This is a genomic window from Proteus sp. G3927, from assembly GCF_963894685.1.
In the GTDB taxonomy this organism is placed as follows: domain Bacteria; phylum Pseudomonadota; class Gammaproteobacteria; order Enterobacterales; family Enterobacteriaceae; genus Proteus; species Proteus mirabilis.
On the sequence record NZ_CAWQGX010000024.1, the window covers coordinates 109,321 to 131,369 of the forward strand.

General features: G+C 40.6%; 16 protein-coding genes and 1 other annotated feature. Of the genes, 7 read left to right on the plus strand and 9 right to left on the minus strand.

The window, feature by feature from the left end; all coding sequences use genetic code 11:
• Positions 1-18: 18 nt before the first annotated feature.
• The gene (locus AACV00_RS07990; protein ID WP_004245241.1) at positions 19-435 is read left to right on the plus strand and encodes a DoxX family protein; all 417 of its coding nucleotides are present in this window, start codon (positions 19-21) and stop codon (positions 433-435) included.
• Between the two features lie 116 nt (positions 436-551).
• On the opposite strand, the gene AACV00_RS07995 is transcribed toward AACV00_RS07990, so the two are convergent.
• The 5 genes from AACV00_RS07995 to AACV00_RS08015 form a co-directional block, all read right to left on the minus strand.
• Positions 552-3,350, minus strand: a complete 2,799-nt coding sequence (locus AACV00_RS07995) for a M16 family metallopeptidase (protein WP_036971268.1) — start codon at positions 3,348-3,350, stop codon at positions 552-554.
• Positions 3,340-5,049, minus strand: a complete 1,710-nt coding sequence (locus AACV00_RS08000) for an ABC transporter ATP-binding protein/permease (RefSeq protein WP_104459381.1) — start codon at positions 5,047-5,049, stop codon at positions 3,340-3,342. The genes AACV00_RS07995 and AACV00_RS08000 overlap by 11 nt, the downstream gene beginning before the upstream one ends.
• Positions 5,050-5,111: 62 nt before the next feature.
• Positions 5,112-7,862, minus strand: coding sequence for a TonB-dependent receptor (locus AACV00_RS08005; RefSeq protein ID WP_161679955.1), 2,751 nt, complete (start codon positions 7,860-7,862; stop codon positions 5,112-5,114).
• A 103-nt stretch (positions 7,863-7,965) separates the two neighbouring features.
• The gene (locus AACV00_RS08010) at positions 7,966-8,979 is read right to left on the minus strand and encodes a FecR family protein (protein WP_012368855.1); all 1,014 of its coding nucleotides are present in this window, start codon (positions 8,977-8,979) and stop codon (positions 7,966-7,968) included.
• Entirely contained in the window at positions 8,972-9,517 is a 546-nt protein-coding gene (locus AACV00_RS08015) for an RNA polymerase sigma factor (protein WP_161679954.1), read from the minus strand. Before AACV00_RS08015 ends, AACV00_RS08010 begins: the two co-directional genes overlap by 8 nt.
• 171 nt (positions 9,518-9,688) lie before the next feature.
• On the opposite strand from AACV00_RS08015, the gene AACV00_RS08020 reads away from it, so the two are divergent.
• A complete protein-coding gene (locus AACV00_RS08020) occupies positions 9,689-10,480 on the plus strand; it encodes an energy transducer TonB (protein WP_004245235.1) in 792 nt (263 codons plus the stop codon).
• A 97-nt stretch (positions 10,481-10,577) separates the two neighbouring features.
• Here AACV00_RS08020 and ettA read toward each other — a convergent pair whose 3' ends face one another.
• Positions 10,578-12,245, minus strand: coding sequence for an energy-dependent translational throttle protein EttA (gene ettA, locus AACV00_RS08025; protein WP_004248950.1), 1,668 nt, complete (start codon positions 12,243-12,245; stop codon positions 10,578-10,580).
• A 341-nt stretch (positions 12,246-12,586) separates the two neighbouring features.
• Here ettA and sltY point away from each other — a divergent pair, with 341 nt between their 5' ends.
• Positions 12,587-14,506, plus strand: coding sequence for a murein transglycosylase (sltY, locus tag AACV00_RS08030; RefSeq protein ID WP_004248951.1), 1,920 nt, complete (start codon positions 12,587-12,589; stop codon positions 14,504-14,506).
• Between the two features lie 101 nt (positions 14,507-14,607).
• Complete coding sequence (gene trpR / locus AACV00_RS08035; protein ID WP_004248952.1) at positions 14,608-14,919, plus strand: trp operon repressor; 312 nt, start codon at positions 14,608-14,610, stop codon at positions 14,917-14,919.
• A gap of 89 nt (positions 14,920-15,008) precedes the next feature.
• Here the strand turns inward: trpR and yjjX are convergent, their stop codons facing one another.
• Positions 15,009-15,548 (minus strand): inosine/xanthosine triphosphatase, encoded by a 540-nt coding sequence (yjjX, locus tag AACV00_RS08040; RefSeq protein ID WP_004248953.1) that lies wholly within the window; start codon positions 15,546-15,548, stop codon positions 15,009-15,011.
• Positions 15,549-15,599: 51 nt separating this feature from the next.
• Between yjjX and gpmB the strand changes: the two genes are divergently transcribed.
• Positions 15,600-16,247 (plus strand): 2,3-diphosphoglycerate-dependent phosphoglycerate mutase GpmB, encoded by a 648-nt coding sequence (gpmB, locus tag AACV00_RS08045; protein WP_004245229.1) that lies wholly within the window; start codon positions 15,600-15,602, stop codon positions 16,245-16,247.
• Between the two features lie 43 nt (positions 16,248-16,290).
• On the opposite strand, the gene robA is transcribed toward gpmB, so the two are convergent.
• Positions 16,291-17,193 carry an MDR efflux pump AcrAB transcriptional activator RobA gene (gene robA, locus AACV00_RS08050; RefSeq protein ID WP_012368859.1) on the minus strand — a complete coding sequence of 301 codons (903 nt, stop codon included), beginning with the start codon at positions 17,191-17,193 and terminating at the stop codon, positions 16,291-16,293.
• A gap of 201 nt (positions 17,194-17,394) precedes the next feature.
• Between robA and creA the strand changes: the two genes are divergently transcribed.
• A complete protein-coding gene (creA, locus tag AACV00_RS08055) occupies positions 17,395-17,871 on the plus strand; it encodes a protein CreA (protein ID WP_004248955.1) in 477 nt (158 codons plus the stop codon).
• 183 nt (positions 17,872-18,054) lie between these two features.
• Here creA and arcA read toward each other — a convergent pair whose 3' ends face one another.
• On the minus strand, positions 18,055-18,771 hold the full coding sequence (arcA, locus tag AACV00_RS08060) for a two-component system response regulator ArcA (RefSeq protein ID WP_004245226.1): 717 nt from the start codon (positions 18,769-18,771) through the stop codon (positions 18,055-18,057).
• 678 nt (positions 18,772-19,449) lie between these two features.
• Positions 19,450-19,568: a sequence feature (Thr leader region), on the plus strand.
• Between the two features lie 21 nt (positions 19,569-19,589).
• On the opposite strand from arcA, the gene thrA reads away from it, so the two are divergent.
• Positions 19,590-22,049: a bifunctional aspartate kinase/homoserine dehydrogenase I gene (thrA, locus tag AACV00_RS08065; RefSeq protein ID WP_161679952.1), complete on the plus strand. Its 2,460-nt coding sequence runs from the start codon at positions 19,590-19,592 to the stop codon at positions 22,047-22,049.

A 22,049-nucleotide genomic window follows, 5' to 3' on the forward strand; every position in this document is an offset into this window, starting at 1 on the left:
GTTGATTTTGGAGACGTTATGATTAATAAATTTAATCAGCTTACAAACCACCCCGATTTAGGTAAGTTTGTTTTACGTGTTTCGCTAGGTGTCTTAATGTTATTACACGGATTACACAAAATGGAGCCAGGAGGACTTGCCGGTATACAGGGAATGTTGGCAAATATTAACTTACCTGCATTTATTGCTTATGGCACATTACTGGGTGAAGTTCTATGTCCTATCTTACTGATTATCGGTTTATTTACTCGATTTTCAGCATTTGTTGTGGCGGCAACCATGGGGGTTGCGGTGCTGATGGTACATTCCGGTGATCTTTTAGCCTTAGATCCCAAAACGGGGGGATGGGCACCTGAAAGTGCTGGCTTCTATATGTTTGCTGCGATTGCGGTGATGTTTTTGGGGAGTGGTCGTTGGGCGCTCAAAAAAGATTAATAAATTTAATAGACAATAATATTGAATGAAACATTGCTAAGTTATTCAGGTTAGATGAATAAACGCCCAGAATAAAGATATGCTGGGCGTTTATTATTAAAGTGATAAATAGAAATTTATTGCTTTGTTGGTGGTGTTAGTTTGAAGATTTTTTCATTTTCACCCAACCACTGACGAGCAACTTGATTAACATCACTGACACTTATTCCGTTGACAATCGCAGTCTCAGTTAATAGTCGTTGATATTGTTGGTCATCTGTTGCCACTTGAGCAAGTGCATCAGTCCAATAGCTAGCACTCTCTTTGGCTTGCCCATATTCAGTTAACCAAATATTTTTTGCCTCTTGTAATTCTTTATCGGTAATACCCGCTTGTTTTACGTCATTGACCACTTTACGCGCAAGTGCAATTAATTCATCTGCCCGCTGTGGTGATGCGGTAAAGTTTAAACGTCCGGTATAAAAACTACTTGGCAGCTTGGTTAGTGACTCAGAAAAGCCTAGCGAGTAGATCCCGCCCGCTCGTTCACGAAGATTAAGTCTTAAACGTTGGCTGACAACGGTATCAAGCAAGTTAAGTGCTAACAGTTGCTGTTGTGACCATTGGGCTTTGGCTGCGTATTGAATACTGATCATACTCTTATCGCTACTGGCAATAGGGTAGGTTTTATTAAATGAGCTTAATTTGGGATTAATCGCCGGATCAGCCCAAAATAGACGTTGCGATGAACGTGTCGGTAGCGTTGCTATCCAACGTTCGATCATCGGTTTAGCCTGATTTAGGTTAATAGGCCCACTAATCACCAATACCATATCGGCAGGCTGTCCTAGAAGTGATTGATTCGTTTGTTGTAATTGTTGTGCGGTAAACTGTTGCCAAGGGCCTTGTGGCGAAATTACTAAACGCTCACCGTTTTGATAGCTCTCTTTATTAATATGATCTAAGAAAATACGTTCAACCGGTGTTTTGGCGATCCCTAATGCTGTTGCTTGTTTTTGTTGCTCTAATTTTTGCCCATTAAATTGTGGTGCCGTCACTTTTAAATGCAATAAGGTCAACAAGGTGTCTAACTCATCAATAGGCGCTTCGCCACGCAAGCCGTGGAATAACAACTCACTGTATGGACGCAAACTGATTTGATGCTGTTTACTAAATAACGCTAACTCTCTTGCGTTGTAATGCCCATATCCACTCACTTCTGGTAAGTTTAATGCCCACTGTACCAAGCCTAAACTTTGTCCTGTTTCCAGAGAAACACCTCCGGGAATACGCAGTGATACTTGGATATTGTCTTTTAGCCACTGGTCATTTTTAATAATAACTTTTACGTTATTGCTCAGTGTCCACAGCTGTGTTTTTTCAATCGGAAGTGTTTGTGTGGTGACAACAGTACCGGTTTGCTCAGGTTTAATATCTAATACCACCGCATGGGTTTTCAATGTAAACGCACCGGGATCAGATTGTCTAATCTCTTGCCAGCGTTGCGAGGCTTTAGTGGCACTAAATACCTGACTATCACTATCTGGGCCGATAATTGCCACTCGTGGTGAAGCTTGTGTTAGGTATTGGGCAAAATAGTGTTTTAAGGTATCAGGTGTAACGTTATTTATTAGTTGATAACTTAAGTTTAACGCCTGCTTTTTGCTTTGGATTGGCATTTCTAATTCAAGTGCCGTAGTAATTTGGTTAGCTAAATAACCATGCTCATAGCGCTCTTCACCAGCAGCTTGTTGGCTAAGACGTTTTAACAGCGCATTGCGGGCATTATCTAACTCTTGCTGAGATACTGGCTGTGAGGCTAAACGCTGTACTTCAGTAAATAGAATATCTAATGTACCTTGATAATCATCCCCTTTAGGATGGGCAATCATCAATTGTTGTGAGCGACGGGCATCTAACATCGCACCTTGTGTATTGGCACTGACGGAAGGCACTAACCCATTATCAACAATGGTTGAAAAGCGCTGGTTTAAGATGGAGAGCCACAACGAGTCCATTAAATCATCATATTGACCTTGGCGACTATTTAATGGTGCAGGCAGTGTACGCTGTAGAGTGAATTGCACAATGCGTGAGCCTTGCTCTTTATCAAAAATCGTCTTTACTAATAAATCTTTATTGTCGATAAAGCGGTGCCATGATGGAGAGTCAACGCCTTTGTTTTCACTATTTTTTGCATTGAACATCTGGGTAATATCAGCAATCGCATCACCTTGATTAAAATTACCCACTAACACCAATGCCATTCTTTCAGGCTGATACCAAGTATCGTAATAACGTTTTGCTTCTTTGACATCACCATGCTTAACGATATCTAAGTCCCCAATGGGATCACGATCTAGATAACGACTGCCATAATAACGTAACTCTTCAAGTTGGCGATTAATACGAAAACCAATACCTTGGCGTAATCGCCACTCCTCGACGATCACCGGACGCTCTTTATCAAACTCAACGGGATCAAATGTCATGCCAAAGGCCCAATCGGATAAGATCCTCAGCCCTGTTTTTATTTGGGTCGGATTGGCATTAGGCAGGGATAATTTATAGGTTGTTGAGTTTAAGCTCGTTGCCGCATTAACATGACTCCCCAACTTCATTCCTAGGCTTTCAAGCTGTTTAAACCCAGTTGTTCCCGGAAAATGAGTCGTGCCTTTAAAGGCCATATGCTCGGTAAAGTGGGCAAAGCCAAGTTGTTTTTCATCTTCTTGTACCGAGCCACTTTTCACCAGTAAACGCATTTCAACCCCCGTTTGTGGGCGTTGTAGCAAATAGACATTTAAGCCATTATCAAGCGTAAAATGGCGAATATCGGGGCGCAGTGAAAGGGCATTATTGGTATGCTCAGACGAGGTGCCTGTTGCACAACCCAGAAGTGATAAACTGACTGAGATAATCAGTAACTTACGATACATATTCAGTAACTCCAGCTGATTGAGAGGAGGACGCAGTCGGCGCTTGTAATGAAATTACTTGCTCGGCAATAGCGTGAGTGAAACGCTGATGACTGACTAAGACAATGCCCGAGGTTGGTAGATGCTGTTTAAGTAATAACAACATATGTAGGGCATTTTGTTCATCAAGAGCGGATGTGGTTTCATCTAATAAAATAAGATCGGGTTTATTGAGTAATAAACGGGCAAAGATAAGACGTTGTTGTTCACCACCGGATAAGCGTGTTGTCCAATCTGTTTCCAGTGAGAGCTGATTTTTTATTTTATCTAGCCCCACCCAATGAAGCACTTCTTGGTACTCTTGTTGTGAGAACTGAGATGCTTGGCAAGGATAAGCTAATAAGCTATCTAAGCGGGCAACAGGCAGATACATACGTTGTGGGAGCCAACTGATATTGGTTACCCGTTGAATATCTCCTTTAAAATAAGGCCAGTGGCCGCTTAACGCACGTAACAGCGTTGATTTCCCGATACCTGAGCTACCTTCAATTACCGCCAATTCACCCGCTTTGAGAGAAAAGTGAATATTGTTAATTAATAATCTATCGTCTTGCATAAACAACGATAAATTGGCTGTCAGCTTAGTTTGTTTATCATCTAATTCGGTGATCTCAGGCTGGTGATCATGCTCTAACAACACCACAAAATGATAAAGACGGGTAACCGTTGCCTGCCATGCGGCAATCTCTTTATAGGAGAAAATAAACCAGCTTAATGCTCCAGCAACACTGGAGAAGGCTTGTCGTAACTGCATTAATCCCCCTAGCATTAATTCGCCGGCGAGGAATTTTGGCAAAGCAAAAATAATTGGCGCCATTGCCGTGGCTTGCTGATAACCCACAGTAAAGAAAGCAAGGTTTCTTTCATAACGGATAAGGTTATTCCAGTTGCGGATCACCTCTAAAAAGCGTCCCATCAGTTCATGACGATCGCTCATTTCACCCCGTTGACCAGCAATAGCATCACCATGTTGTTTACGTGTGATAAGCGCAGTACGGTAATCCGCCTCTTTACGCTGTTTATCCATATTGATTTTACGTAATGGAGAACCAATGAGCTGGGTGATGGTGATCCCGATAAGAGTATAAATAATACAGGCCCAGAACATATAACCCGGTATATTCCACTCTTTGCCTGCTAAAGAGAAAGAGAGTGCACCAGAGAGTGACCATAAAATAGTGGCAAAAGAGATAAGTGTTAACAGTGAATGTAAAAAGGTCACTGTTAAGCGCATTGTCGATTCAATCAGTAAACGAATATCTTCGGCAATTCGTTGGTCGGGATTGTCTGGCTCTTGTGAGGTTAACCGCAATATATAGTGTTTACTATTTTTTGATAGCCAGCGCTCAAGCACTTGCTCTGTCATACCTTCACGCCAGCGAATGATCATTTTTTGGCGTAAGAAATCACCCATCACGACTACGGTAATTAATCCGGCAATAATAATCACAAACTGTTGAAGCAGTTTATATAAGGCTTGCCCATCGAGTTGTTGTAGGGCGTTATAGAAGCTGCCATTCCATTCATTCATTTTGACGTTAAACCAAACGGATGAGAGGGTTAACGTTAAAGAGAGAATTAATAGGAACCAGCAGTAAAGGGCGGCACGCCGCCCCCAAAAAGGTGAAACCAAATAGAAAAATTGTTTTATTGTTTTCATTGCTTATTTGTCATGTTTTTATTGTTTATTGACTCGGTTGCTCACATTAACTTCATCAATTTTTAATAGTCATAGCTGACTTGTAGCCAGAACTGTCGACCTGGCTCGTAAGATTTGTACTCTTTATCTTGATAGGTAATGTAATCATTGACATTTTTGGTATTGAGTACGTTATTCACTTCAACGGAAATACCTACACCGTAAGCAAATTCAGGCTGCCAACTGAGCTTGGTATCCCAAGTAAAACGACTACTGTAATGACGTTTTTTATATTCAAATAGCGGGCCGTACTCACTTGGTTTTGGCGCACCATTATTGGCTTTCTCTGCTTGTGAACGAGCTCCATTCCATTGCAAACGGTTAAACCAAGTCACTCCTACATCATCCCAAACACTGGTTAGCTCAGCGGTCACTTTTAACGGCGAGTTAAAGTTGTCAGAGGGTAAGTCTTTGGCATTGATAATTTTTCCGCCATACCACACCTTGTCATAGTTCATCCCTTGAACGCTGGGATCAAAATTGGCATAACCTGAGTCTTTTGGCGTATTGGTTTTGCTTTTTTGCCAGCTAATCGAAGCATTAAAGACGTGATCGGCTTTAGCAAGCTCCCATGGTTGGCTATTTCTCACGGAGAGCGTTAAGGTATCGTGTGTACTACGACCATTATTATTGAAGTGGCGAATAGCACGTTTTTCATCAATGGTTGAGTCTGGATATTTAGTATCACTACGCACCTCATCACGACCATTGCGATGCACATACTGTAAACGCCAAGTGGTTGAGGCTATCTCTTGTTGTAGACCTAGAGTGAATTCATCGTTATAAGGGGTTTTTAGTGAATCAACACCATCAAAGTCGGTACGATTAGTCCACTTTTCCTCCGATGTTTGACAGTCAAAATAGCAGTGTTGTAAACCGGCATTTTGCGCACCATAAAGGGCGTAAGTGAGCATTGAACGTCCATAGTAACGGTTTACCCCACCAATAATTAAAGTATTACCTGTGCCCCAAATATCGTAAGTAGCACTTAAACGCGGTGAGAGGTTGTTTTTTTGTACAAAATCATCACGATCTAAACGTACACCGGGACGTAAGGTGAGGCGTTTATATTGAATATTATCGTCAATAAAAAATGAATAATTGGTATAAGACGCATTATGGGTACCCGCTAGAAAACGCGTCGTTTGTGATAAGCTTCCCATCCATTCATCATTGACCGTCATGCCGCGATAGGTATAGTTGTAATAGGTTTTATCACGAATATAAGCGCCTTTGGTGCGACTAATTTCAAATCCGGTGGTGGGACGATGAGTGACGACACCCCACACGATGGGATCAAAACGCATAATACTCTTGGCGCTATAGGTTTCTTGTTTACTACGCAGATCACCTTGACCACCACTGGAGACTTGATTAGGGTGTTGCCAATCAGTGTAATCTTCTACTTTGATAAAGTAGTCTTGATCATTGGTGCGTTTATCTTCCAGATTTTGATAACCTGCGGTTAACTCTAAGGTTCCTAGCGCAAGTTGATGCTTATAAAGGGCGGTAAAACTGAGTCCATTATGTTCATTATTATAACCGGAGTTATACACAGAGCTGGAGAACAGATAGCTCTTATAGCGGGCAATATTACTTGATAGATCAAAAGATTGTTTATCAGAGATATTCCAAGAATATTTGATAAAGTAGTTATCTGAAGTACGCGTTTGATCACGATAATGTGGGCTTTGTAATACATGCTCTAATTCGCCTTCAGGGGTGTGAACAATACCCCCTTCAGCACTTATCATCATCGGAATGGTTGATTCCCGACGAGAAGCTGAGAAAATTAATCCTGTATTTTCCGTTAAACCTGTTTCAAACCAACCGCCATAGTTTTGTTTATCATATTTTTTCTGGAAACGGGCTGGATTACTAAAATCATTATTTGCAGTATCAAATTTTAATTTGGGATCGGTGAAAATATTATTCCAGCTTGAACGGGTAGTACGGTAATAGGCATTGGCATGGGTTTCACCAGACCAACGACGACTTTGTACTTCAACTGTGCCTCCAGTAAATCCGCCAAATTCAACGGGAATATTGTTATCGTAAACGGTGACACTATCAATAAGTCGACTATCAAGATACATCCCTTGCTCATCACTGGTAATACGGGTATTGGTTTCACCATTGCCCGAATTGGCCGGATCAAAGTCATTATTAAAACTGACGCCATCAAGTTTATAGGCATTTTGATAGCTACTGGAGCCATGAATAGAAATACGTGAGGGCTTAATTTCACCTTGGTTCATCGAGTTGCTATCGTTATTTGCAAATTGAACCGCAGGGTTACTTTTAAGTAAGTCGGTGACATTGCCATCACCAGTATTACGTTGCTTTATCTCTTCAGAGGTGATGTATTGTGGTGCTGAAACAACATCTGTAGCAGGATGATAACTGCTTCCCACCCCTGTGACTTTAACTTCAGGGATCACAATCGTACTGCTTGTTGCTAATGGACGAATAACAAAGCCATTTCCCTGTGAAATAATTTCCATACCACTACCGATTAACACCTTTTGTAATGCGGTATGGGTTTCATATTGACCAGAGAGTGCAGGAGCCCGTAAGTTTTTTATTGCGTTGGCATCAAACAGAATTTGTACCTGACCTTGTTTAGCAATAGTGTTTAAAGAATCAGCTAAAGATTGCTCTGGTAAAGAGACTGATAGCGTTGCCGCATAACTATAAGGGGCTGCCACGGTAGCCGTTATTAATAATGTGAGTAGCGACCTTTTTAGAGGCCTTTTTTTATTATTTATTCTCATTTCACCAATCCCATTCATAGACTTAATAATTTTTGTTACTAAGTAAGAGGATGAAATGAGAATTATCCTCACCTGTAAAAAAGAATATTTTTCATGTTTGTTTTTACTTATTGATAATTAACACATTATTTTTATCAGTAAAAATAACATTAACCGGTAAAAGTAGCGGAAGTGCAGTAATAAAGCTTTTCGCGTCATTAATATTTGCCACACCTGATACCTTTATTTTGGCTACATCGGCTGATGAGATATGAACGTTGATATCCAGATAAGGTTTTAATTTAGTGATCACGTCACCAAGTGGTTGTTCAAAGAAATGGAGTTGCCCAAAACGCCAGCTTCCTACAGAATCAGCATTGACTGAGGAAATGACAAATTGATTATCAGTTGATTGGCTAATTGCTTGAGAGCCAGCATATAGGTAAGTCGCAGGGGATTTTTCTGTGGCTTTAACTTCAACAATGCCTTCATGTACGGCGACACTAATTTGATTATTTTGATAACGACTCACTTCAAATTCAGTACCGACAACTTTAATTAATCGCTCATCAGCATGGACATAAAATGGCCGATAAGGATTGGGTTTTACTTTAAAATAAGCCTCACCTTTATCTAACCAAAGGCGTCTTTGGGTTTGGACATACGAGACGCGTACCTGTGTATTTCTATTTAAAAAAACTTTAGAGCCATCAGCGAGGGTCATCTCTTTAGGAAAATTGCTGGTGGCTAAGGTCATATTATCCATTAACAGGGCAGGTAAATGACTATAAGGAAGATATAACACAGCAACTAAACAGAGTGCGGCTGTAGTGTGAATAAAGGGGCGCCAGAGTGAAGATTTCCTTTTTTCTATAGGCACAATAGTAGGGCGTGGTAAGGCTTCACAACTATGCCAAATTTCCGCGATAGCTTGATAAGCTTGTTGATTATCTTTATCTGCTACCCACTGTTTAAAGGCTTGTCGTTGCTGTGAACTCATTTGCTGACTATGTTGACGGGTGAACCAAAGCGCAGCTTGTTCATCAATAGATTGCTGGCTTAATTGATCATGGGTATCTGCCAAAAGCGTTGCAGGCGCCTCATCTGTGTGAGGTTGATTTCCCGACTTACTAGTCATTGGTGCATTTCTCCTGTCCTGCATCGACATATCTTTTACAATGTAATAGTGCTGCGGCAATATGTTTCTCTACCATGCTTATCGAAATTTCCATTTGTTCTGCAATTTCGCTTTGTGATAATCCATCAAAGCGATAAAGAATAAAAGCTTCTCGACGGCGGGGAGGAAGAGTATCAATAGCTTGTGTCAGTAAATCTAAACGCTGTTGATGCTCAAGGACGTGCCCGGGATCAAGCTCTGTCGTATAGGTCTGTACCGCATCTTCTAATTGATAATCTTCTTGATAGATATTTTTTTGTTTTTGGTTTTTCCTCCAATGATCGATCAAAACGTGGTTCGCTATTTTAAATAAAAAAGCACGCTGCTCTTGGACAGGAGTTTGTTCTTTTCGATTTAGCCATAGTGTAAACACATCTTGAGACAAATCATCCGCATCATGGTGATTACCCGTACGTTTTTGGAAAAAACGTACAAGTTGACCATAGGTTGATTGGTAGGCACAACTGATTTTTTGTGCTAATGATTTATCGCTAGTCATAGTCTCTGGTGTCTAAAAAAGAGTGAAATAATAAGCTCTTACTGCTTCTAATAAGGAATTTTTATAATCAATATTTAGCTAATTTTTTGTTGTATTATTAATAATAAGCAATATCATTTGTGTTTGTATTATGCCTATAATTCATTAGAAAGAAAATCAGAGGCAAGAATTATGAGTAGTATGTCGGCGACTTTTCCACGCCGTTGGTCCTTTTCTATTGGTGGGTTAACTGCCAGTATTGTGTTTCATGTCACCTTGGTTGTTGTTGCTATAGGTTGGATAACGACGAAAGATGAGCAATATGCGGTTTTACCTCCAGCAATGACGATGCAAGTGGGGCTTTATCAATTGGCAAAAGCAGAACCTAAAGAGGTTCCTGTTGGGCCTGAACAGGTGATGTCAGTTCCAGAAGCTGCCGAGCCAGAGCCGATGAAAGAGCAACTTGATGTGCCTAAAATGCCTGTAGTCGAACAGGGAACTTATGAGCGAGTTGCGGAAAAGCCAAAGGTGAAACCCGTGGTTAAGCCTAAGCCTGTCGTGGTAAAAGTACCTGATGATCTTCCCGTTTCAGAAGCGCCAGCAGATACTACAACCGCCCCTTTATCAGGTGAAAACGCGACCAGTAGTGCCGATTTTACCAGTACCGCTTCATCATCTCGCAGTGGCCAAATGGGGTGGGAAAGTTTAGTCCATAGCCATATTGATATGTATAAACGTTACCCTCGTGCAGCATTACGTTTTAAAGCGACGGGAGTGACACAAGTTGAAATTTCGCTCAATGCAAAAGGTGAGTTATTAGATGTGAGTATACAAACCTCGTCTGGTAATCGTATCCTTGATAAAGAAGCGATTAACACTATTAAACGGGCATCGCCATTTCCGGCACCTGAAAGCCACCGTTTAGTTAACGGCTCTTTTTCATTTATTGCGCCCTTGAGCTTTGACTATCGGCAAAGTAGTTAATATCGTCATTGAATAGTGTGAGCCAATAAAACGTAAAGAGAGATAATAAAAAAGCAGAGGGTGAGCTCTGCTTTTTTTGCGTTCAGCTAAATAATGATTACTTAGTGATGCGTTTATATTTCATGCGACGAGGTTGGATAGCTTCGTTACCTAATGTCCGTTTTTTATACTCTTCATATTCAGTAAAGTTACCTTCAAAGAATTCGACTTTACCTTCATCTTGATAATCGATGATATGAGTGGCGATACGGTCTAGGAACCAACGGTCATGGGAAATGACCATAGCACAACCTGGGAATTCTAATAGCGCATTTTCTAAGGCGCGTAGCGTTTCAACATCCAGATCATTGGTCGGTTCATCGAGCAGCAACATATTGCCGCCGACTTGGAGAAGTTTCGCAAGGTGTAAACGTCCACGCTCACCTCCGGACAGTTCGCCAACGCGTTTACCTTGGTCAACGCCTTTAAAGTTAAAGCGGCCCACATAAGCGCGACTTGGGATTTCAAAGTTACCAATGCGCATAATATCTTGACCACCAGAAACTTCTTCCCAAACCGTTTTGCTGTCATCCATACTATCGCGGAACTGATCAACAGAGGCCAGTTTCACGGTCTCCCCTAAAGTCACGGTTCCTGAATCGGGTTGTTCTTGACCTGAGATCATACGGAACAGCGTTGATTTACCGGCACCATTTGGCCCGATAATACCGACGATAGCGCCTTTAGGAATGGAGAAACTTAAATCATCAATCAGAACGCGATCACCATAAGATTTAGTGAGGTGACTCACTTCTAGCACTTTATCCCCTAAACGAGGTCCAGGTGGAATAAATAGCTCACTGGTTTCATTACGTTTTTGGTAATCAACGCTATTGAGCTCTTCAAAGCGAGCAAGACGAGCTTTACCTTTAGCCTGACGACCTTTAGGATTTTGGCGGATCCACTCAAGTTCTTTTTGAATTGATTTATGGCGAGCGGCTTCAGTGGCTGCTTCTTGTTCAAGACGCGCATCTTTTTGCTCTAACCAAGAGGAGTAGTTACCTTCCCACGGAATACCTTCACCGCGGTCAAGTTCTAAGATCCATCCTGCGACATTATCAAGGAAGTAACGGTCGTGGGTAATCGCCACAACAGTGCCTTCATAATCATGTAAGAAGCGTTCTAACCAAGCAACAGACTCAGCATCCAAGTGGTTAGTCGGTTCATCTAACAACAGCATATCTGGCTTTTCTAACAGTAAACGACAGATAGCCACACGGCGACGTTCACCACCAGAAAGATGTTCAATTTTGGCATCCCAATCTGGTAAACGTAGTGCTTCTGCTGCACGCTCTAATTGGTTATCAAGATTATGACCATCGTGAGATTGAATAATCGCTTCTAGCTGACCTTGCTCTTTTGCCAGTTGGTCAAAATCAGCATCAGGATCAGCATAAGCTGCATACACTTCATCAAGACGATTGAGTGCATTTTTGACTTCGCTTACCGCTTCTTCAACGGCTTCACGAACCGTTTGTTGTGGGTTTAATTTTGGCTCTTGTGGCAAGTAGCCAATTTTTAGACCCGGTTGTGGACGTGCTTCACCTTCGATATCGGTATCGATACCGGCCATGATACGCAGTAAGGTTGATTTACCGGCACCATTTAGACCAAGCACACCAATTTTCGCGCCCGGAAAGAAGCTGAGTGAGATGTTTTTAAGGATATGTCGCTTAGGGGGAACAACTTTCCCGACACGCAACATACTATAAACGTATTGAGCCACTATAATTACCCTTTGATTATAAAAGAGATTTTATCTGAAGTGTCAGTTTTTGCGTTAAACACAAAAGAATGTAAATAAGCAATGAATATATGACACCTAAATGAACAATAGTAAAGTCAATGTCAGTATTTTGCCAAAGACCCGAAAACGATGAAAGTCGCCAGTATACCCGATTTATAAAAGAAAACCTTAGGTAAAAGAGAGGTTTTTATCATCCTTGAGTGCTTGTTCGAAAAGTGAGGAAAATTTCATTTAAAGAGGGAACTAACATTGTTAATGATTATCATATTAGCTAATGTATTTATTCTTTGGATGTTTAAATTTGAGGTGGGAGAGGTAACGTGGTTAAGCAAAAGTGGTCCTTCGTCTTGGCAATTAGTACATTGTGTTTCTCTGCGTGGGCACAAGCAGATTCATTAAGTGAACAACGAACACGTTACCAAGAAATTAAAGCAGCTTGGGATGCTAAAGATACAGCACAAGTTGAAAAATTATTACCGACATTACAAGATTATCCTCTTTATCCCTATCTTGAATATCGCCAAATTACCGATAATCTTGATGTGGTCGCTCCGGCTGTGGTGACTGAATTTGTCGAAAAATATCCAACTTTGCCACCCGCGAAAGCACTACCTTCTTTGTTTGTTAATGAGTTAGCAAAACGTCAAGAGTGGCAAAACTTACTGACTTTTAGTCCTAATCCTCCTAAGCCTAAAGCAGCAAGGTGTAACTACTATTATGCTAAATGGGCGACAGGGGATAAACAAACGGCGTGGGTTGGTGCAAAAGAAGCGTGGTTAAACGGTACTTCTATGCCTTCAAGCTGTGATCCGCTATTTGATGAGTGGCAAAAAGCAGGAAATTTAAGTATTGAATTAGTGTTAGAGCGGATTAATTTAGCAATAAAAAGTGGTAATACTGGGTTAGCAACTTATTTAGCTAAGCGATTGCCGATGGATTATCAAACGATTAACGATGCCATTGTTGAACTACAAGATCACCCTAATCTGGTTGCTCGTTATGCTACACAACTTTCACCAACAGATTTTACGCGTAATATTGTACAAGCCGCATTTTCACGTTGGGCGCGAAAAGATGCCGATAGTGCAAGAGCACAGCTTGATAGTATTGCCAGAGCTCAAAAAATGACGACAGCTGAACGCCAATTAATGCGTGATACGGTCGCTTGGCAATATATGCCATATGCCACACCAGAGCAGGCTAAATGGCGTGATAGTGTGATACAAGATACCGCTTCAGATACCCTGCGTGAGCGTCGTGTGCGTTTAGCGTTAAGCCAAAATCAGCCCGCAGAATTAGCTTTATGGTTAGAAAGATTATCACCTGAAAGTAAAAATAAAGAGGAGTGGCGTTATTGGCGAGCGATGGTGTTGCAATCGCAAGGTAAAAACAGTGAAGCACAAGCGCTTTTACAAGAACTAACACAACATCGCGGTTTTTATCCTATGGTGGCGGCTGAAAAGCTAGGTAAACCTTATGTTATGGTAATAGATAAAGCGCCAAGTGTTTCACCCACAATTCCACAGCAACCTGAAGTGCAACGAGTACGCGAATTAATGTATTGGCAAATGGATAATTTAGCGCGTACTGAGTGGGCAAATTATGTTGCCACCCAGCCTGCTACCACACAATCTCAACTAGCGCGTTATGCTTTTGAGCAACAATGGGCTGACTTAGCAGTACAAGCAACGATTACTGGTAAAATGTGGAACCATTTAGAAGAGCGCTTCCCACTTGCATGGCAAAATGAATTTGAACGATATACGAAAGATAAAGCGATAGATCGCAATTATGCGATGGCGATCGCTCGCCAAGAAAGTGCATGGAACCCACAAGCTCGCTCTTCAGCTGGGGCAACGGGTCTTATGCAAGTGATGCCGAAAACCGCAGAGTTCACGGTAAAACAAGCAGGTATTACCGGGTATGCAAGTAGTGCGCAACTGACAGATCCGGTTAAAAATATTGAAATTGGTACCGCTTATCTTGATTCTGTTTATCAGCGTTTTAATCAAAACCGTATTTTATCTAGTGCAGCCTATAATGCAGGTCCTGCACGGGTTGACCGTTGGTTATCTGATGCTAATAACCAACTAGATGCTATTGCTTTTATTGAGAGTATTCCATTCGCAGAAACGCGTGGTTATGTCAAAAATGTACTCTCATTTGCGGTGTTTTATAGCTATTTTGCCGGAGAGCAACAACCGGTATTAACTCAAACTGAGTGGAATAGTCGTTATTAATGAGATAATTAAGCGATTTATTAATGGAACCTCTTTGTCACAGGATAAAATATGCTATAGTTTGTACTAGTTTATGAGTGTGGCTAGAAGAGGTTCCCACTATGCTAGATCCTGCATTATCACCAGAAGAGAATGAACACTGGGTACGTTTTGTTGAGTTATTACGCCAAGCGTTTGAACAGGGAGTTGAATTTCCTGTTTTACAACTTTTAATGACGCCAGATGAGCGCAGTGCATTAGCAACAAGAGTGCGTATTGTTCAAGAATTAATGCGTGGGGAATTAAGTCAACGAGAGCTAAAAGAGCTATTAGGGGTTGGCATCGCCACTATTACCAGAGGTTCTAATAGCTTAAAAACAGCACCCCATGATGTGAAATTATGGCTTGAAAAAGAGCTTATGATAAAAAAATAATTGCCTATTCGTTAGAAATAAAAATGCCATTTAATCAGTTGGTTAAATGGCATTTTTCTAAAATAGCGACAAGAGAACTATTTAATCACTCATTCATCATCTTTTTTGTTAAGTTGTTTATAAATATCATGAGTGACGGGGACTAAAGCTAATACAATCGCTTGTTGGTAAACAGAAGTGCGACTTAATAAACCATCAGTAAAATAACCAATAGCGCCACCTTTTTGCTTAATATTATCAATCTTGGTTAAAAATGCCATTTCATCGCCAAGTTCACGACCTTCACGAACGCCTTTTAAAATCTGTTCCGGTAGCATTAAACTGGCTGAGCGAGATTCACCGCGAATTTGCTCGTGTTCGATAACAATCCAAGCAAAAGTCATATCGTCTTCAATACCCGCTTCAACACCTACCCAAAAGTCAGCTTCTGGACGTACTTGTCTTGCGGCCATCACACGTTGGCGTGCGCCAGTTCTCGTTTCTGTATTTCCAATAGGTTGCTGTGGAACGCGGCTATCGACATTAATATCTTCAATATCAAAGGTATCTTTACCGAACACTTGCTCAAAGGCGAGTTTGATCGCGTTGATTTTTGCTGGATTCGTAGTGGCTGCAATGACATGATACATAATGAGTTAATCATCCTTTGAAAAATTAGAGCAGTATAACGGAAAAAATGTATGTTACAGGTCTATCTTGTTCGCCACGGTGAAACTGAGTGGAACGTGGCGAGACGTATACAAGGGCAATCTGATAGCCCACTAACAGCAATGGGTGTGCGACAGGCACAACAAGTTGCTGAAAGAGTAAAATCAGCAGGTATTACCCACATAATTTCTAGTGATCTTGGCCGGACTTGTCAGACGGCAGAGATTATTGCACAAGCTTGTCGCTGTGACGTAATCACGGATCCCCGTTTGCGTGAACTTGATATGGGCGTTCTTGAACAGCGAGAGATCGCCACATTAAATACACAAGAAGAAGCTTGGCGCAAGAGTTTAATTGATGGTACACCTGATGGACGAATTCCCCAAGGAGAATCCATGGTGGAATTAGCTAATCGTATGCAGGCTGCTTTAAACAGTTGCTTGGCGTTACCAGAGCATAGCCGTCCTTTACTGGTGAGTCACGGTATTGCATTAGGTTGCCTGCTAAGTACGGTGTTAGGCCTACCTGCTTACGCTGAACGACGTTTAAGACTACGTAACTGTTCAATTTCACGAGTGGACTATCAAAACAGTCCTTGGCTCGCTAATGGATGGGTAATCGAAACAGCAGGGGATGTGAGTCATCTTACTGATATCGCTCTTGATGAAGTACAGCGTTAATGACAATAACAGACTCTCTTCGCTGTAAAAGAGAGTCTTATTGTTAGGCCGTTTCGCGTTTAATGGGAATATAATACTCAAAACGCTTAATATGATCTTGTGGCTCGGCGGTCATCACATTGTCATAGTGCACTTCTTTAAGATAATACTTTTCAATATCATGTCCTTTACGGCGAGTAAGCCCCATGGTTGGCAAGCAAACACCATAAATTAAGAATAAAAATTCCTGCATGGCGCCTCGTTTTGCCTCTCCCTCGAAGTCAAAGCGAATATAATCGCCAGCCTCCAATATGACTTCATAAGCAGTATCATCTTCTACAAAACTCGCATAAGCAGGCTCAACGGCGGTGGTGTAGATAACACGCTGTTCATCTTCATGCTCATCACTGTGTTGTGTATGGTGCAAACCATAAACCTCATGGGGGATAGTGTTTACCTTAGTAATATAATTTTGCCAAAATGTCTGACGCATATCGGAACAAGCATTGGCCCATTGTTCTAGTGTATGGCTACAAGTTTGTTCAATACCAATCAATTTTATCTCCGGTAATTGCACATATTCCCATTTAGGCAAAGGCTGAGGATCTAATTTTATTGGAGGACAAATACCTACAGCACACCACTCATCAGAACGGCGATATAGGGCTGGAGTTCTATCAAACTGCTTTTTAAAGGCGCGAGTAAATGTTTGTTGAGAATCAAAACGATATTGTAAAGCGATATCTAAGATAGGACGACTTGTTAAACGCAATGCCACAGCCGCGCGAGATAGACGCCTCGAACGAATATAAGAACCAATCGCCTGCCCTGTTACTTCTTTAAACATGCGTTGTAGGTGCCACTTAGAGTAACCCGCTTTAGTTGCGACATTATCGAGGGATAGTGGCTGATCCAGATTATTGTCAAGCCAAGCGAGTAAATCACGTATGATGTTGGTTTGATCCATACATCTCCCTTAGTCATATTCGTTTATTTATGCTGTAGATGGTAAATAGCCTGAACGTCTATAACAAGTTATATTGTTAGATAAAGATGAAATATAGTCTTTTTCAATGAGTCATGTATACAAATTATTCTACCAGTTAACAAAAGTTTGCTTTATCCTAGACAAAATCATTCTTTCTTCTTTTTATGGAATAAATTTAATATGTTTAATTTCAAAAAGATACTCGCACTTTCTATCTTGCTTCCTATGTCAATAATGGTGAAAGCTGAAGAAATTGGTTATGTCGATACGGTTTTTAAGTTTTTTGGTGCCAATCATAAAATTGTCATTGAAGCTTTTGATGATCCTGAAGTCAAAAATGTCACTTGCTATTTAAGCCGTGCTAAAACAGGGGGCATTTCCGGTAGTTTAGGGCTTGCTGAAGATACCGCCGATGCAGCTATTTCTTGCCAACAAGTAGGGCCAATCGAATTAAGCGAAAAAGTCTTAAAAGGTAAAAATCGTGGTGATGTTGTTTTTCAAAAAAGAACGTCACTAGTCTTTAAAAAGCTACAAGTGGTGCGTTTTTACGATAAAAACCGCCATGCACTGATATATCTTACTTACTCTGATAAGGTTATCGATGGCTCACCGAAAAATGCCATTAGTGCAGTACCCATCATGCCATGGAAAGAGTAATTTTTTTAATTAATTAACAAAATTAATAAGATTAAGTGTAAGAAATTTTTTTAGTTGATAAATTAGTTTCTATTTAAAATAGTTGCTAAGATCAATTTTTATCTTTTATGCTTTAATAAAGAAAAACCCCGAAACTGAAATCCGGGGTTTTTAGCATTATTTTTTACTAGGGTAACACTGATATCACTCGTCTAAATCACCACAGAAACGATAACCTTCACCATGGATAGTGGCGATAATCTCAGGTGTATCAGGGGTTGATTCAAAGTGTTTACGAATACGACGAATGGTAACGTCTACAGTACGATCATGAGGTTTTAATTCACGACCCGTCATTTTTTTCAGTAATTCTGCACGAGTTTGGATTTTTCCTGGGTTTTCGCAGAAATGTAACATCGCACGAAACTCACTACGAGGTAATTTATACTGTTCACCTGTAGGGCTAATAAGAGAGCGACTATTAATATCTAGCTCCCAACCATTAAATTTATAGCTTTCAACTAGACGACGCTCTTCTGTGCCATTCGCTAAATTCATAGTGCGTGACAATAAGTTACGAGCACGGATAGTTAATTCACGAGGATTAAATGGTTTAGTGATGTAATCATCGGCACCAATTTCAAGGCCTAAGATTTTATCAACTTCATTATCACGACCTGTTAGGAACATTAATGCAACACTTACCTGTTCACGTAATTCACGGGCTAATAGAAGACCGTTTTTACCAGGAAGATTAATATCCATAATAACCAGATTGATATCATGGTCGGACAGAATATTATGCATCTCGTTGCCATCAGTGGCTTCGTGTACGATATACCCTTCAGCTTCGAATATGCTTTTCAGGGTATTACGAGTAACTACTTCATCTTCAACAATCAGAATGTGCGGGGTTTGCATATTTGCTACCTAAAATTACCAAAAATAGAAAAAGGATATCTGTGTGTAACTTCTGTGTGTGCAAGGTGTGTGGTTATTCATTTTTGTTATTAGCACGCCAAAATTAGACCCAGATGAAAATTCGATAAATAACCATCACGTTATTAATTACAAACATGACCTATTTTACTGACAATGGACGTTAAAATCAGAATGTAAAATGCCCATAGTCTATTAACAGCAATATAACACCTGTTGTATTAAATACCATCTAAAAAGCTAACTTTTGTTGACACATATCAAAATCAAGATAACAGCTTAACCTTGATTTCAATAGTTAACTATATAATTTGATTTATGTAATGCAAAAGAAAAATATATGTTAAATATAGTGAGATTTTATCTTTTTACCAGTTTTGTTACAAAAAAAGAAGTGAAATAAAATACCTTATTATTTGTAAAAGTACAAATGTCTAAGTAACTCTTAAATGGTAGCGTTATTTTCTGTAACTCCCCCTTATTAGTAGTAATATGTATACTACAATATAAGTAATGCTCGAATAAATTTTATTTAAATTGTAGGTAAATTGAGGCAATAGAAAAGAAAAAATTTGACATCTCTCTCGCTTTGCTTTAACCAGTATAGGGTCAAACTAATTTTGAGACAGACAGGATTGTTATGCGTACTTACAGCCCAGTGACTATGAATACAATTATTACCACCACCACCACCGGAATTTTATATTGCGGGGCGGGCTGTCGCATATAAAAAACAAAAAACGAAAAAGCCCGCATTGAGAAATGCGGGCTTTTTTTTGGCGAAAAATCAGGAGAGCTGTATGCGAGTGTTAAAATTTGGGGGAACTTCAGTTGCCAATGCAGAAAGGGTGCTGAATGTTGCTGATATCGCTGAGAAAAAACGAGAGCAGGGACAAGTCGCTCTGGTATTATCAGCACCTGCCAAGATAACGAATTACTTGGTGGCAATGATTGAAAAAACGGCAGAAGGAGAAGAACCTCTCACTCAAGTACGAGAAGCAGAGCAAATCTTCGCTAATCTATTGCAAGGTTTACGAGAAAATCAACCTGGTTTTGATTACCAAGGTTTAAAAGACAAAGTTGAGCGTGAGTTTGCTGAGATTAAACATATCCTGCATGGTATCTCCCTATTAGGGCAATGTCCTGATAGCATCAATGCTGCGATGATTTGTCGTGGTGAAAAGCTTTCGATTGCCATTATGGAGTCGGTGTTACAAGCTAGAGGATATAACGTTACCGTCATTGATCCGGTTAAAAATCTCCTTGCTCAAGGTCATTATTTCGAATCGACAGTGGATATTCCTGAATCAACTCGCCGTATTTCCGCCCTTAATATTCCGAAAGATCATATGATCTTGATGGCAGGTTTCACTGCCGGTAATGAAAAAAATGAGCTTGTGGTTCTCGGTCGTAATGGCTCAGATTATTCAGCCGCCGTATTAGCCGCGTGTTTACGTGCACAATGTTGTGAAATTTGGACGGATGTTGATGGTGTTTACACCTGTGATCCACGCCTCGTCCCAGATGCACACCTATTAAAAGGCATGTCCTATCAAGAGGCGATGGAACTTTCTTACTTTGGTGCCAAAGTCCTTCATCCACGCACTATTGCACCTATTGCTCAATTTCAAATCCCTTGTTTAATTAAAAATACGGGCAATCCAGAAGCACCGGGTACGTTAATAGGTGATGGTCAAAAAGATGACAGCACGCCGGTAAAAGGGATCACTAACCTGAATAATATGGCAATGATCAATGTATCAGGGCCAGGTATGAAGGGAATGGTGGGTATGGCGGCTCGTGTCTTTTCCGTGATGTCGCGAGCAGGAATATCGGTAGTATTAATTACTCAATCTTCATCTGAATACAGTATTAGTTTTTGTGTACCGCAAAAAGAGCTAATTAGAGCGCAAAAAGCACTGTCAGAAGAATTCTATCTAGAGTTAAAAGATGGCGTACTTGATCCGTTAGATATTATGAACAATGTTGCTATCATCTCGGTTGTCGGTGATGGTATGCGCACCCTTAAAGGGATCTCAGCCCGTTTCTTCTCTGCTTTAACTCGAGGCAATATTAATATTGTTGCTATTGCTCAAGGCTCTTCTGAACGCTCTATCTCTGCAGTTATTGCCAATGATGCAGCGACGAATGCGGTGCGTTTATGTCACCAAATGCTCTTTAACACTAACCAAATCGTAGAAGTCTTTATTGTCGGTGTCGGTGGTGTTGGCAGCGCGCTAATCGAGCAGATCCATCGTCAACAAGCATGGCTAAAAAACAAACATATCGACCTACGTGTTTGTGGGATTGCCAATTCACGTGCGATGCTAACCAATATGCAAGGTATCGATTTAGATAATTGGCAACAAGCGCTACAAGCAGCTAAAGAGCCTTTTAGCTTTAGTCAGCTTATTCGCTTAGAAAAAGAGTACCACTTCCTCAATCCTGTGATTGTTGATTGCACTTCAAACGAAATGATTGCACAGCAATACGCCAATTTCTTACAAAATGGCTTTAATGTTGTTACGCCTAATAAGAAAGCCAATACGATGTCGATGGATTACTATCATCAAATTCGCCAATCAGCGGAAGCATCACGTCGTAAATTCTTATATGACACTAATGTTGGTGCGGGTTTACCTGTTATTGAAAACTTACAGAACTTGCTTAATGCTGGCGATGAGTTGGTACAATTTAATGGTATTCTTTCTGGCTCACTCTCTTATATTTTTGGTCAGCTAGATGAAGGAAAAAGCTTGTCTGAAGCGACACTTTCTGCGAAAGAAAAAGGGTTTACAGAGCCAGATCCAAGAGATGATCTCTCGGGAATGGATGTTGCACGTAAACTGCTTATTCTCGCTCGTGAAGCGGGCTATCAATTAGAGTTGAGTGATATTGATGTAGAGCCTGTTTTACCTAGTTCATTTGATAGTACAGGTGATGTCGAGAGTTTCTTAAACCGCTTACCTCAAGTAGATGTTGAGTTTGATGCTAAAGTCGAAGAAGCCCAAAAGTCAGCGAAGGTATTACGTTATGTGGGGATCATCAATGAGGGGAAATGCCAAGTCAAAATAATGGCCGTTGATGCTAACGATCCTCTCTTTAAAGTAAAAAATGGTGAAAATGCGCTAGCCTTCTACACTCGCTACTATCAACCAATTCCTTTAGTTTTACGTGGATATGGTGCAGGAAATGATGTCACTGCTGCTGGGGTATTTGCAGATGTATTACGTACACTATCATGGAAATTAGGAGTTTAA